Annotated in this window: 13 protein-coding genes; 3 read left to right on the top strand and 10 right to left on the bottom strand. The window is 40.9% G+C overall.

Annotated elements, in window-relative coordinates; all coding sequences use genetic code 11:
- The 3 genes from NF418_RS03265 to NF418_RS03255 form a co-directional block, all read right to left on the bottom strand.
- A complete protein-coding gene (locus tag NF418_RS03265) occupies window positions 1-717 on the bottom strand; it encodes a hypothetical protein (protein WP_256778419.1) in 717 nt (238 codons plus the stop codon).
- Complete coding sequence (locus NF418_RS03260) at window positions 705-3,431, bottom strand: DNA methyltransferase (RefSeq protein ID WP_256778418.1); 2,727 nt, start codon at window positions 3,429-3,431, stop codon at window positions 705-707. The genes NF418_RS03265 and NF418_RS03260 overlap by 13 nt, the downstream gene beginning before the upstream one ends.
- A gap of 200 nt (window positions 3,432-3,631) precedes the next feature.
- Window positions 3,632-4,249, bottom strand: a complete 618-nt coding sequence (locus NF418_RS03255; RefSeq protein WP_256778417.1) for a DUF3885 domain-containing protein — start codon at window positions 4,247-4,249, stop codon at window positions 3,632-3,634.
- A gap of 113 nt (window positions 4,250-4,362) precedes the next feature.
- On the opposite strand from NF418_RS03255, the gene NF418_RS03250 reads away from it, so the two are divergent.
- Entirely contained in the window at window positions 4,363-5,238 is an 876-nt protein-coding gene (locus NF418_RS03250; RefSeq protein WP_256778416.1) for a CPBP family intramembrane glutamic endopeptidase, read from the top strand.
- Window positions 5,239-5,256: 18 nt separating this feature from the next.
- Here NF418_RS03250 and NF418_RS03245 read toward each other — a convergent pair whose 3' ends face one another.
- The 4 genes from NF418_RS03245 to NF418_RS03230 form a co-directional block, all read right to left on the bottom strand.
- Complete coding sequence (locus NF418_RS03245) at window positions 5,257-6,093, bottom strand: DUF975 family protein (RefSeq protein ID WP_256778415.1); 837 nt, start codon at window positions 6,091-6,093, stop codon at window positions 5,257-5,259.
- Window positions 6,094-6,207: 114 nt separating this feature from the next.
- Window positions 6,208-7,089, bottom strand: a complete 882-nt coding sequence (locus NF418_RS03240; protein WP_256778414.1) for a DUF975 family protein — start codon at window positions 7,087-7,089, stop codon at window positions 6,208-6,210.
- 113 nt (window positions 7,090-7,202) lie between these two features.
- Window positions 7,203-8,591, bottom strand: a complete 1,389-nt coding sequence (locus tag NF418_RS03235) for an amino acid permease (RefSeq protein WP_256778413.1) — start codon at window positions 8,589-8,591, stop codon at window positions 7,203-7,205.
- 275 nt (window positions 8,592-8,866) lie between these two features.
- Window positions 8,867-10,522, bottom strand: a complete 1,656-nt coding sequence (locus NF418_RS03230) for a hypothetical protein (RefSeq protein ID WP_256778412.1) — start codon at window positions 10,520-10,522, stop codon at window positions 8,867-8,869.
- A gap of 157 nt (window positions 10,523-10,679) precedes the next feature.
- Between NF418_RS03230 and NF418_RS03225 the strand changes: the two genes are divergently transcribed.
- Window positions 10,680-11,510: an exodeoxyribonuclease III gene (locus NF418_RS03225; protein WP_256778411.1), complete on the top strand. Its 831-nt coding sequence runs from the start codon at window positions 10,680-10,682 to the stop codon at window positions 11,508-11,510.
- A gap of 98 nt (window positions 11,511-11,608) precedes the next feature.
- On the top strand, window positions 11,609-12,505 hold the full coding sequence (locus NF418_RS03220; RefSeq protein ID WP_256778410.1) for a cation transporter: 897 nt from the start codon (window positions 11,609-11,611) through the stop codon (window positions 12,503-12,505).
- Between the two features lie 139 nt (window positions 12,506-12,644).
- Here the strand turns inward: NF418_RS03220 and NF418_RS03215 are convergent, their stop codons facing one another.
- From NF418_RS03215 to NF418_RS03205, 3 genes are read right to left on the bottom strand one after another with little or no spacing between them, the layout of a single operon-like run.
- Entirely contained in the window at window positions 12,645-12,998 is a 354-nt protein-coding gene (locus NF418_RS03215) for an arsenate reductase family protein (RefSeq protein WP_256778409.1), read from the bottom strand.
- Entirely contained in the window at window positions 12,995-13,489 is a 495-nt protein-coding gene (locus tag NF418_RS03210) for a methylated-DNA--[protein]-cysteine S-methyltransferase (RefSeq protein ID WP_256778408.1), read from the bottom strand. Before NF418_RS03210 ends, NF418_RS03215 begins: the two co-directional genes overlap by 4 nt.
- 2 nt (window positions 13,490-13,491) lie before the next feature.
- Window positions 13,492-14,673 carry a phosphoglycerate dehydrogenase gene (locus tag NF418_RS03205; protein ID WP_256778407.1) on the bottom strand — a complete coding sequence of 394 codons (1,182 nt, stop codon included), beginning with the start codon at window positions 14,671-14,673 and terminating at the stop codon, window positions 13,492-13,494.
- Window positions 14,674-14,686: the final 13 nt, after the last annotated feature.

Here is a 14,686-nt window from a genome sequence, read left to right as displayed (position 1 = left end):
TTACTCCTTTTTATTTGTTCTTGCTAAATATTTGAGAATAGAGTAGGTTTGGTCAAGTACAAAAATAACTTCATTTACTGATAATTCTGTCGGGACATCATGCTTAATGTGTTCATTTTGAACTCTAGAATACTTCGCAATACTGTCCCAAACCATATTCTCAATCTCATTTGGTACGTTTCTTTCGCCTAACCAACGTCCTAAATCTGCCCTTTGATTTTCCAAAGACTTGCTGTTGCCTAATAAAAATTTCAAAAACAACTCCACACATAATCTTGCATTATCAAGACTCTCTCGGTATTGAAAGGACTGGTAGTGACTTTGGGATTTTTTCCATAGCTCCAAACATCCTGGAAAATCAGATAACAAGCGTTCTATTTCTTTAGTCTGTTTCCGTTCTTCTACTGTTAAAGTTACAGCACCATAGGAATCAGCCAAGCGATATAAAGATTTTTGTACCACCTCTAGCTGTTTTAATCGTTCATCTTGTTCAGCTAAATAAGCAATTAAACCTGCTTGTTCAACACCATCAAAGCAGGAAAAGAGTCTCCGACAATAATCGGATTTACTTTCGAAATTCTTCTCCTGAAACAAGTCCTTTTCCAAATCGTATTTTATACAATAGTCTGAAAAATGATGCTTGATTTGCTGAGCGGTGAACACATCTCCAATCGCATAACTTAAAGATAGTAAAATATCATTGCTTAGTCTTGGCATTCTGTCATCTCCTTATATAACTTTATGAGATGATTTGTACGCTCTTCATCACTTGTAAATGGTGTTGACTTATAGGCTCTTTCAACAATTTCATCAATTTTAAGATGTGCTTCCTTCAATCTAGCATTCATCGGTTTGTTAGCTCCACCGTACAGTTGGGCCAAGGTTCCACCTTCTTCCTCTCGGACATCAAACATTTCCAGAACTGCTTCCTCTAACATTGCTTTGCGTCTTTCTGATAATTCAGGTATTGGAAACGTATTATATACTAAATCTGCGGAATACCTAAATCGGCTATCTAATTTGCCACCAACTTCTCTTAGCCAGCAAAGATGCATTTTTGAGCCAAGAACCCCAACTAACCAAATCGGAGCATCAAATAATACGCAATTTGAGTTTGTTGTGATAATGCCTGATTCAAGATAATCTACCGGTAAATATTCCCTACTTTCAGATGAAGTTACAGGTAGAACGAGTGCTGGTAGTTCTTTATGCTTTATTTGACCAAATCTCCATGGGGTTTCGGCAACAGATTTTGCACTAACTCCCTTTGTCATTGTCCTAACCTGACGAACTGCCTCGATTCTTGAAGCAAACTCAGGTATTCTTTTAGCTTCATCAACTTGATGATCCTCAATCCAGATAGCGTAGGAAAAAGTACCATTCATCAAATCCGTAGCATTTATAATTTTTTTTAAAAATTTTTCAGCATTTGGAGATTCCAATAATAGTTTATTTCGTTCATCAATCGATAAGAAAAGATTATCTTTTCCTAGTTCAGCACTCCCCTTCGTCATTGTATTAGGTAATTTACTAAGTGTCTGTCTTCTTTTCTCGATTCTATAATCTTCACCCGTTCTTAAATACGCATTAATCTTCGGAACTTCAATTAATGAGCCATTTTCATACAAATATTTCGGGGAAGAGATTGGATTTTGTAACCCTACAATAGCAACTGTAACCCCCGCATTTCCTTTTGCACTATTTGACCATTTAAATGATGGATAGGCAAAACGAATTTCTAGATTAGCTAAAACGTGGGTAGAAAAGAAAGCTACCTGCTCTCCTTGAAAAATGGAGTTGGTTGTTACAAAAGATAAACTAGCATTTTTTCCCTCAATAAATCGACTACCTTTTACAAACCATCCAAATATATAATCAATTTTCTTAGCAATTATTGGAGAAATACTGTTCCGAAGGTCTTCTTTTTGTTCTAAACTTTGTCCTTTTTTTCCTACTGCCCCAATATAAGGCGGATTTCCTATCAGGTAGATTTCATCAGTCGATGAGTGTGGAACAATCCTATCCCAGTCAAGTCTAAGGGCATTTCCTTGAGTGATATTTCCAGCATCACGCAGAGGGAGAAAGGCAGATTGTAAATTGATCTCGTTTAGTGCTTCTAAATTCATTTGATATTCAGCAATCCACAGAGATAATCTAGCTACTTCATGTGCAAAATCATCTAATTCAATTCCATAAAACTGATTCAAGCTAATTTTCGACGTTTCGAAGAAATCAATTTTTCCATCTTGTCGTAGTTCTCGTAGTGTTTTTAATAGTCTTATTTCCAAACGACGAAGCTCTTTATAGGTGATAATAAGGAAATTCCCTGATCCACAGGCTGGGTCAAAGAATTTTATCTTGGATAGGCGTTGGTGCAGTGTGGACACTTCTTTCTCGTAAGCCGCCCTATTCTCTCGCCTGGTTCGCTCAGTTATGTCCTTGTCTTCGTTCTCATTGATTTTATCTACGATAGCCTGAAAATTGGCTGTCAGTTCATCGAGAAAGAGCGGTTTGATGACCTTCATGATGTTTTCAACCGAAGTATAGTGCATACCAGAGCTTGAACGGTGCTCACTGCTAGCCACTGTCTGAATCATGGCTCCTAAAATATCCGGATTGATTTCATTCCAGTTGAGGAGCTCCCCTGCTTCCAAGATTAATTTTCTAGTTTTCTTATCAAAAACTAGATTGGTTGATGCATCTGTAAACAGTTTTCCATTGACATAAGGAAATTCCTGTAACCAGCTTTCTTGGCTAAGACGATTAGCAATATCTAGACTAGCAAATATGTGATTAAAAAGAATATTCAGATCACTGCCGTCTTCCCGCGAGCGAGTTTTAATGGCATTGGTAAAAATACCTTTTTTCATGATTTCTGTATCTTCAGCAAATAACAGAAAGAGAAGTCGAATCAGAAACAGGTTAAACTCTTTTTCCTCTTGACTTCGGTCATCAAAATGATTGATTTTCTTTAATTCATCATACAAACGTGTGAACCGTTCCGCAGCCTTAATATCCGCAGGATTCTCCTTGGCATAATCTACCTTCTCAACGCCATTCCAAGCCAAGAAGAAATCAGCATAGGTCGGCAAATCCTTAAAAGGGATCTGTAAGGTATCGAATGTCTTAGTATCCTTGGCCGCAAAGTCCACAAAGTTGGTCACAATGATATAACGGGGTTGTGATTTTTTATCCTTGATTGCTTCTTCAATCTCAGCAACACCTGCCACAACCGACTTGTCAGTGGGAACAGTCTTGAAATAGAGCTTATTCTTGATTTCACCACTTTGTTCTTTACGGATACGGGTGATAGTCGCTTTTGGAATATCATAAAAAGACAAGAATTCATAGATAAAAGAAGCTTGGTCAAAACCATCCTCCAATAACTGCTGAATCTTGTCTTCGATTGTAATAATATCAAACTTTGCCATAAGATCTCCTAGCTTTTCCTAACACATTTGTATTAGTACAAAAGGAGCGTTTGATGAAAAAATAACCCACGTTATTATACTAAACACACCATTCAGATTCCTAATCTTATTTTGTGATAGGACTGTTGTTGTTAGGGTTTGACTGAAAGTCAAACCCATGGTATACGTAGTATATCATGGGCATTTTTATATTAGTTTTTTTAAAAATCTATCCTCCTCACCATCTCATCCATATCATAGTCAAAAAGCAGGTCATGGCAGTCCGTAAAGAGCTGGCGACGCTTGTCATCATCCACCACCGCGATATCCACTCCCCTATCGTCATAGCAATGATACAGAACCTTGTCCTGACTAGATAGGAAGATAAGAGAAGCAGAAAGGTAGTTAAAGCCACCATGGTCAGCCTTGATAATCTCCTTCAACAGAGCTTTCAAATCTTGGTCAGCGACTGGAAAAAGATAGCGTTCATAGACCAGCACCTCTCCCGTCCAGTCCTCCACTTCTATCAGCTCAGGCTCAGGCTCAGGACACTTGTAAAAGTTAAATTTCGATGTAAAATGCCAAAGGTAAGAGTCGATGTCCCTATCTTCCTGGCGAAGCAGCGAAAGAACTACATAGTCGTATGCTGAACTAGCCCGCCCCAAAAGCTCTACCGCACGCGCATAAGCCCTATCCAGATATACTGTTCTATCCAACTGCTCAGCCTCATCCGCAGGACCAATCTCAAATCGGAGAGCCAGCGGGGTCGCATAGAAAAATGGACCTACCAATTGGTGTTCTCCAAATTGAAAATCTGATAGCCAATCCTGTAAATGCATGATGTATCCCCTTGTATACTTTTGTATCATTATATCACGCTTATCAAAATGATGTCTAGTTTTCCATAGGAAAATATGATAAACTGATACTAAACACAAACTAGGAGAAAAACATGAAAACAGCATTCATTTCAGAAAAAGCCAAATCACGCTTTAATCTCAATTTTATCCTATCGCCTATTACCGCACTGGTCTTGATGGCAGTAGCTGAAACAGTTGGCTACTTTGCCTTTATGCCCTTATTTTTCATTTTCATAGATAATGCCTTTGTGACACTCAGTCTTGAATTATTTGCCTTCGCCTTCATCAGCCTTGCCATCATCCTCTGGGCAAGATTTGTTGAAAAAAGTCCTTGGCTTGGGCTTGGGATGACAAAAAAAGGAGCCTTCAAAGACTTCATACTTGGATGGGGAATTGGTGCAGCTATGTTGATAACCTGCGTTCTACTTATGTGGGGCTTTGGGGCAATTCGGATTTCATCTGTTCAGTTTTCGCCCCAATTATTCGGTGAATTTCTTGTATTAGTTTTAGCCTGGTCTGTGCAAGGGACGACCGAAGAATTGCTTACTCGTGGTTGGATGTTTTCATCCCTTTCTGCCAAGTATAATATTCCTGTCGGTGCTCTGGTTTCCTCCCTCTTCTTTACCTTTCTCCATCTGGGCAATGACGGCATTTCCCTCATCCCTCTTCTTGACTTGACACTCTTTGCCATTCTAGCCTGCCTAGTAATGTTAAAAACTGGCAATCTCTGGGTCATCAGTGGCATCCACGCCGCATGGAACTGCTTCCAAGGAAATGTCTTTGCCTTTCCTGTCAGTGGAAGTCAGGCAGGCCAGGCCTTTATCGCCGTAAACACATCTGGCCCAGATTGGTTGTCAGGTGGTGTGTTCGGTGTAGAAGGTTCTATTATCAGTCTAATCGTTCAAGGTTTGATGATTGCCTGGCTCTTCTACGACCTCTATTTTAAAAATAACAATCTATCCCAATAAAAAAAAAGAGACTGTTGGCTACTTGCAAGCTGACAGTCTTTCGTTTTTTATTTCTTCATAAAATAGAGCCTTACAAGTTTGGTAGTATGGTAATACATAAAGTGCTAGGAAATTAAGACTCAACCAACAACCAATAAACCAGGCAATAAATGCTAAATCCAATCGAATTCTTTGATAGTAATTACCAAACATAAGCAAACGACTCTCCCTCAAAACATGGATTGCACTGGAAAAAGTAGCATTATCCAATTGGTCAAACAAGATATAGATAGTCTGTGAATAAGTATAATAGACAGCTAGATAGAGAAGACAACCAAAGAGAAAAACTGACAATCCAAGATCAATCATATTTTTAGGCTCAAATTGAGCCAGCTCAGCCATTGCCCCTGGAGATAGAATCATTAGACTACCCATGATGAGACCTTGCATAAAATGAGTAAAACCAAAAAGAATAGGGAGACCTGTTACAAAATGTAAACAATAATGGCTAAGCAAGGTTTGTAAAATCGGTTTATTCCATTCACTCATAAAAAGAGAAAAACTATCTTTAAAGAATAATCTCGCTCTATCCCCTCTAATCAATTGTAGTAAATAAAAACTCACCATACCAATCAGGAGAAAATAGATTAATGACATAAAAATTGTCATGACAATTGAAGTTGAAAATAGCTGATGCAGTCTTTCTAAAACTAGCCCACTGTCTTCTTTGATTTTCAATATAGAAATCACGAAATACACGAGTTGATAAATGGTATATAAAACGAGGGTACAAAGTAATGGTAAAAAGGCCAGGGTCATCCCCTTGGTATGCTCCCTAAAAATAGCTGCCTGCTCAATCAATTCCTTTCTAGACATGGACTTTTTTCCTCCCAGAACTTAACTTCTTATACATTATACCACTTTGTGAACACGCTTTCCATGATTCCTATAAAAAAAGTCCAATCTCGACTGAAATTGAACTCAAACATTTTATAAAACTGACGAAGAATATACAGTACTTGTTTTTGTCCATTTCAAAGGATTTTTAACAATTAAATCTTCATAAAACAGGGCTTGACAGGTCCAATAATAGGGATAGACATAGATGGCCAATAAACCAAAAGTCAATAAAATACCAATAAACCAACCAATAAATGACAAGTCAAGCAAAAAACGACGCCACTTGTTGCCCTTCATCAATTGCCAACTTTGCTTGAACAATTTGAAAGGGGAAGAATAGGTATGATTTTCCAAATGATCGTAGAGCAGAAAATGAACCTGACAGAGTCCATAATCTATGAATAGGCTACAAATCACGCCAATCAGTATCAATACAACTCCTATTTTAAAATAGGAAGAGCCAAAAAAACCAGAAAAATCAGGCTGATAGCCTATAGGAGCACCGATAATGACAATTGTACTGTAGAATGAAATACTAAGCAGTGCCGAGCCAATAACAGCTGGAAAGCCGGCTACATAAAGAACCACCATTTTCAACAATGTCGTACTAACAACTGGCAAAAAATTCTTTCCATCTAGCAGACTAAAACACTCTGCAAAGCTGACCTTGTCTCTCTGCTTTCTGACAACCCTTATCAGTTGAAAGCAGGCCGTCACAATCAAACACTGGGCAACTATATCAAAGATAATTGACGATTCAAGCGCTATATAATTGTGACTCCAAGTTACCCCATCTTTTACAATGGTAGATCCCCAAAAAACAATACTAGCTTTTCCCCAGATTTGTTTCAAGCCATAGTCAAGCATGCCTGACAGAAATGAAATCAAAACTGGAGCCATAAATAAGGCTAACATTCCCTCCGTATTCTCTCGAATAAGAGTAGCCTTTGCACGAATATCACTATTAGTCATGAGAAAACTCCTTTCTCTTATACTACATATATTATACTACTTTATTTAGAAATGCACCACAAAATATAAAAAAATTGTAGAAAAAATCCCTTCAAATCACGAAGGGATGTAGCCTATTGCACTTCCGAATGCTTGTAGCCGTAGAAAACATAGATCAGTATTCCAACAATCAGAGCCACTCCAAAGGCAATCCAAGTATCCAAACTGTACTGGAACATAAAGGACAGACAGATGATGATAGAGAGGATTGGCAAAGCTGGTACAAAAGGCGTTTTGAATTGACCTTCTTTTGGTAAACCTTCAACCTGACGTAAGCGGATAAGGCCAAGGGCCAACATAATCAGATAGGCTAGGGTACAAATATTGAGGAAGCTGGCAATACTTGCCAAGGGGAAAATACCTGCACAGATTGCCGCAAAGATTCCCACCAAGATAGTCGCATTTTTTGGAACCTTGCTAGTCGCAGTCAATTGGCTGAGAGATTTCGGCAAGAGCCCATCACGACTGACGGAATAAACCATACGAGAAAGGGCATAGGTCATGGAAATACACACCGTAATCAGCGTCAAGATAGCTACGACGGATACATAACTTGCTGCCCAACCCAAGCCTACCTCACGAAGGGCAAAGGCAACTGCATCCGCTACATTAAGCTTACTATAATGCACCATTCCGGTCAAGACCAAGGTCACGACAATGTAAAGGATAGTTACGATAGACAGGGACAAGACAATTCCCTTCGGTACATTCTTCTCAGGGCTTTTGACTTCATCAATCGCCAAGGAAATAGACTCAAAACCAAGGAAGGCAAAGAACATCAGAGAAGCCCCTGCCATAATACCAGCCTGACCACCATAGACTGCCCCAAAGCCAAATGGAGCAAAATTGGACCAGTTCTCAGGCTTAATGAAGAAGAGCCCGGCAATGATGAAAAGAGCTAATGCTGAGAATTTCAATACAACCAATGCCGAGTTAAAGCGAAGGGCAGCCTTAGAATTGAGTAGAACCACACCAACCACGAAAATCAGTACCAAGACTGGTAAAAGGTCAATATAGGTTCCCTGGGCTGGGTTGAAAGTACCATTCAAGGCCGTTGGCAGAGCAAGACCAAAATTGGCTAACAGACCTTTCAAATAAGAACCCCAACCCGATGCCACACTAGACACTGCAGTCAAAAATTCCATAATGGTCAACCAGCCCGCAAGCCAGGCAGGAAATTCACCAAATACCGCATAGAGATAGCCGTAGGCTCCCCCATTGGTTGGAATACGGGAAGCAAATTCAGCGTAGAACAAGGCAGTCAGACCAACAGAAACTGCCGCAATTACAATCGATAGAATCAAAGCTGGACCAGCATATTGCGCAGCTGCTAGGCCAGTGACCGTAAAAATTCCCGTTCCCACCATGGAACCAATACCTAACATAATCAAATCCAACAAACCCAAGTGTCGTCGCATGTGATTAATCCGACTCTCAGCTTTCTTTTTCCTGAATAAATTCACGAGTAACTCCTTAAAATATGATAGCTTAATTGTACTTCAGCCGTCTGGCAAAGAATTATCTGCCAACTAGCCAAATATAGCATTTTAATGAACTTTAAATCTTTGTCACTTTCGGCAAGACAAACCCTAGTTCTGTCTGTGCCTCAGTTTCTTGTCTGTAAGATTATTCATTCGACGATAAAAGCCTGCCACATTATACCATAAAATTGATTATTCAGCATCAAAATAAAAAAGAGCAAGTTAAGCCTTTAGGCAAGTCCTGCTCTTCTTTCAAATTATTCTTGACCAATGGTCACATTTTTCAGGTAATTGTTCTTATCCAGTTGACCTGTAAAGTTATCTCCCACCTTGATAAATGGTAGCTTGTCTGTACTATCCTCAGTTGCCTTGACCTTGTAAATCTGGTCAGCTGATTGAATATAGTAAACCGTTGAACCAGCAATCATCTGACTTGCCAAGGCTTCAACCTTACCAGAAATCACTTCTGCTTCTTCAACTTCTCCAGATTCATTGGTACTTAGACCTGCTAGGCTGGATGCATCTGTCCCCGTTACTTGCGAAATAAGGGTCGCCACGTCATTGTTGACCGTTACTTGTTGGTAATCTTCCGCATCGACCAGGGCATAGGACTTGACCAAACCAGCATCATCTTTTAGAGAAACCAAGTAATAGGCTGTGTCTGCTAATTTGACCAGACTTGGAGCAGTTGCCTGATAGCCCTTTTCCTGTACTTCCCCTTCTGCCGATTCTTGGGCAGCAGTTTCAGTCGCTGAGGCTAGCTTGTAGTTGGTAATTTCACGGGTCCGCATATTAACCAGAATAAATCCAAGGTTGGAAGAATCTGCAGTGGCAGAAGTAATTCCAGTATAGAGGTAAATATCAGAACCAATGGAAATATAGTTATAGCTGTCAGTTGTATGTTTGACTCCTGTTTGGCTAAAAATGGTATTCCAGAAACCATTTTGGTAGGTGTAATGATCATCAACACGACTGATCACATTGTTTGCTGAATAGACACGGTCCACCCACTCAGGAATATCTGCCAGACTGTACTTCTTACTCTCACCTGTCACGGCATCCAAAACAATGGCACCTGTCGGGTCATTGGAAGACAGACCAAATTTTGGTTGATAGGTGGTTGCGATATAGTACGGATTGCCCTCATCATCCACTTCAAAGGACGGTTTTCCAAAAATGGTTGTTGGGTATTGCAGACGGAGATGACGCAGGGTGTCATTGAACAAATACTCAGTATCTGAGTAATGCATGGACTTGCTCAGCTTGGCAAGCTCTGCTTTCCCTGTCGTCTGATTGACCTTAACATAGTAACCAATCCCGTCTTGATGGTTGCTCAGCCATTTCCAAAAAGACTTATACTCCAAGGGCGACACACGGAAAGGCTGCTGACCGATGGTAATCTGACGGTAATCATCGGAAATGCCGAACTGAGAAACCTTGTCGATGGTGCCCAGATAAGTGTCACCGATTTTCTCAGCCGAAGCACGGTCCAAAAGGGCCAGCTTGGAAATATCTGTTTCTGGGAAATCCGACTTGAAATCCGCATCCGTCACCGAAATGACCGCCGCATAATCTTTAGCTCGGAAGATAGGAGAGTTGAAAATGCCCAGTCCAACCAAGGCAAGAACAACTAGAAGCCAGAGGCGACCAGTCCAACTAAGAAAGGCAGGCAGTTTAGGATTGATATTGTAGGTTGTCACCTGACGTTGTCGGCCTGTGACTTTGGTCGCTTGTTGAATAAGACCAGTAGGATGGCTAAAGAGTAAGATCAACCAGGCCAGGGCTGTTGACTGCAGAACGAAGACCCAGAAACCCAGACTAAAGACATTGATAGCCGGTAGCTGATACCAGTAATAGACTAGCATTTCTAGAATGAGAGCTAGCCAGGCAAAGCCAATCAACTTTCTTTTCATAACAACCTCCGAAAACAAAGATTTCTTTGTTACTATTGTACCATACTTTTAATACTGTAACACAAAAATTGAAAAATTTTTTCAAATTCCCTTGTTCGCTTGAAAAAGGGATTTTTGGTATAATGTAAAACAGTAAGAAACTAGAAAAGGAACCGATATGAAACTCATTTCTTGGAACATTGATTCCCTCAATGCTGCTCTGACAGCTGAATCCCCACGCGCCCTCCTATCCCGTTCCGTCATTGACACGCTAGTTGCGGAAGATGCCGACATTATTGCCATTCAGGAAACCAAACTCTCTGACAAGGGGCCAACCAAGAAGCACTTGGAAATCCTCGAAGGCTACTTCCCAGGCTATGCCACTACCTGGCGTTCATCCGTTGAACCTGCACGCAAGGGCTATGCGGGGACCCTCTTCCTTTATAAAGATCACCTAACACCAACTATCAGCTTCCCAGAAATTGGTGCTCCTACCACTATGGATTCTGAGGGACGCATCATCACGCTGGAATTTGATGACTACTATGTTACCCAAGTTTATACGCCAAATGCTGGCGATGGCTTGAAGAGACTCTCAGACCGCCAAATCTGGGACGTCCAGTATGCTGAATACCTATCACAGCTTGACAGCCAAAAACCAGTCCTAGCCACAGGTGACTACAACGTTGCCCACAAGGAAATAGACTTGGCCAACCCGGCTAGCAACCGCCAGTCACCAGGATTTACAGACGAAGAGCGGGAAGGATTTACAAATCTACTTGCTAAAGGATTTACTGATACCTTCCGCCACTTACATGGGGATGTCCTCAACGCCTATACTTGGTGGGCTCAACGTAGCCGTACCAGCAAAATCAACAACACAGGCTGGAGAATTGACTACTGGTTGGTCAGCGACCGTATCGCTGATAAGGTAACCAAGTCAGACATGATTGATTCTGGTGCCCGCCAAGACCACACACCGATTGTCATGGAAATTGATTTACCATAAAAGAGGGAAAACCCTCTTTTTCTTTAAGGCAAGATTTTTGAAACCGATTACAAAATATAGTATACTAATTTTAGTGAACTAGTTAAGGAGGAGATGAAATGGATCCAAAAAAAATTGAAGCGCGCTCTTTAACCATCTCTGCCCTAGTCAATGGGCTCAGTGGTTTGGCAGGTCTGGCAGTCTACATTATGACCGATTTAAACGCCCTTCTCTTAGACAGTGTCTTCTCCCTAATTGCTTTTGTATCATCAATTGTTGCTGTCTATATTTCCAAAAATAGCCACCGAAGAACAGCAACCTTTCCTCAAGGACTTCACTTTCTTGAACCACTCTATGCCATTATGAAATCCTTGGCTACCTTACTCCTGCTTGTTTTTGCAGTTTTGGAAACAGCAGCGACAGCCTTTGCCTATTTTGTCCATGGCATTGGGCACCAGATGACAACGGGGCCTGTTATCCCCTACACCAGTATCATGCTTTTTGTTTGCTTCGGTCTGTATGGCTACAATCGCTATATGAATCAAAAAACCGGCAATATCTCAACCATCATTGCAGCTGAGGCCAAAGGAAACTTGATTGACGGCTTGATTTCAGCCGCCATTGGTATCGCTTTTCTATTTCTTGCTTTTATCCCTAACAAGAGCCCTATGGATTTTCTGCATTATACAGGTGATTTCTTCGTAACCCTTGCACTTGCCCTGATCTCATTCAAGGAACCCCTCACCCTACTCATATCCTCCTTCAAAGAACTTGCCCACGGTACTGTCCATCTACCTGAAATTCAAGAATGTTTATATGAAATCTTAGAACAATACTTAGAGGAAACAGAGGACGTGGATATTCATATCTATAAGCAAGGTATGCAGGTAAAAATAAAAATTCACCTTCATGAACTGGAACATGACATCATGCGGCAACTTGTAGCCAAGAAACCCCATATCCTTGATACGCTCAAACAGCACCATGAGTACATCACTGTTGAATACGCTCTATAGGACTTATTCCCAAAAATAGAGGTACTTGCATTAGCGTTGATACATCGTCATTGTCGGCTTGCCAAACCCTAGTACTACCTGCTCCTCAGTTCCTTGGCTGAAAGCAAATGCATTTGACTATAGTCAAAAAATCTCGGCCCTATAAACCGAGATTTTCATATTTTGTACGATAGCCAATCTGCAAGATTTTACCATCTTGTATCAAGAGGGGGCGTTTGATCAGCATACCATCATTAGCTAATAAGTCTAATGCTTGATCCACCGTTAAACTGTCAAATTTATCCTTCAGACCAAGTTCGCGGTAACTATTGCCTGAAGTATTGAAATACTTTTTCAAGTCTAAACCTGTTGCTTCCATCCAGGATTTGAGCTGGTCAGCACTTGGAGGAGTTGTCTTGATATCAATAGCTTCAAATTCCAAGCCCAAACTTTTCAGCTCTGCTTTTGCTGCTCGACAGGTCGAACATTTGGGATATTCATAGTATAAAATCATTGTTTCACCTCAAAGTATGGATTTTCGTGTTGCAAGAGCCAGATTTTTTTATCCAATCCTCCAGCATAGCCTGTCAACTGCCCTTTTTGATTGAGAACACGGTGACAGGGAACGATGACAGAATAAGGATTTCGCCCAACTGCTCCACCGACTGCCTGCCCTGAACAGACTCCTAGTTGCTGGGCAAGTTGTCCATAGCTAGTCGTCTGTCCATGAGTAATTTCTTTCAATAGAGCCCAGACTTTTTCCTGAAATTCCGTTCCAATAGCTTCAAGCGTCAGGCTAGAAAAATCTACATCTTGACCTGAAAAATAAGCATCCAGCAAGAGACTGGTCTGATCCAAAATAGGATGTGAGCCTAGAACTGGTTCTTCAGTTAGTCCTCGTTCAAAATACTTCTGGTCCTCAAACCAGGCACCTCGCAAGCCCCTATCACTAGCAACAAGAGACATAGGTCCAAGTGGACTTTGATAGATCGTTTTTAAGTACATACTTAGTTTTTATTTTTAATGACGCGGACCTTGACAATAGCTTCCGTTGCTTCAAATTTGGCAACCAACTGGTCGATTTTTGCCTTGTCTGCTTCATCCAAGTCCAACAAGGTATAGGCATAGTCACCTTTTGACTTGTTGATAATGTTGTCAATGTTGATTCCTAATTCAGACACGGCTGTGGTAATTTTTGCCACCATGTTTGGAATGTTTTTGTTGATAAGGGTAATCCGATAGGGAGCATCCAAGAACTGTTTGACATTTGGGAAATTGACTGAGTTGATGATTTCACCAGTCTCCATAAAACGACTAATGGTCTGACCAGCCGCAATGGCACAGTTGAGCTCCGCTTCTTCTGTTGAACCACCAACGTGTGGGAAGACGATAATGTGGTCCTTATTAAGCACTTCTTCTGTACCAAAGTCAGTGATGTAGTTCTTGATAACTCCTGCTTCGATAGCTTCAAACAGGTCGGCATTGTTAACCAACTCACCACGGGCGAAGTTGATTAAGGTTGTCCCTTTCTTCATTTGACCAAAACTATTCGCATTAAATAAACTACGTGTTTTGTCTGTCAAAGGAACATGAACAGTAATGTAGTCAGCATTGGTAAAGATTTCTTTCAAATCATCTACACGTTTGACGTGACTTGAGATAGTCCAAGCTGTTTCAACAGACACATACGGATCGTAACCAAGTACATTCATACCCAGACGGCGAGCATCGTTAGCAATACGGGCACCGATAGCACCCAGTCCGATAACACCCAAAGTTTTGCCTGATATCTCTGTCCCTGCAAACTGCTTCTTACCTGCTTCAACCTGCTTAGGAACATCATCACCTGTCAATGTATTTGTCCAAGCAGTAGCACCAATATAGTCACGCGCAGACAAGAGGATAGAAGCAAGCACCGCCTCTTTTACGGCATTGGCATTGGCACCTGGAGTGTTAAAGACAACAATACCTTTCTCTGTTGCCTCTTCGATTGGAATATTGTTAGTCCCTGCACCCGCACGTGCAATGGCTTTCAAATTTTCTGGAAAATCAAAGCCGTGCAAGTTTTCAGAACGGATGATAAAAGCATCTGGATTTGCCGCATGGTCTCCGTCAATCTGGAATTTATTACCCAATTCCTTGAGACCAACTTGGTTAATATTGTTAAAGGTTCGTACGCTAAATACCATTATTCTTACCTAA

Origin of the sequence: Streptococcus suis, from assembly GCF_024509555.1 — a bacterium.
In the GTDB taxonomy this organism is placed as follows: Bacteria; Bacillota; Bacilli; order Lactobacillales; family Streptococcaceae; genus Streptococcus; species Streptococcus suis_AD.
This window is presented reverse-complemented; position numbering and strand designations above follow the sequence as displayed.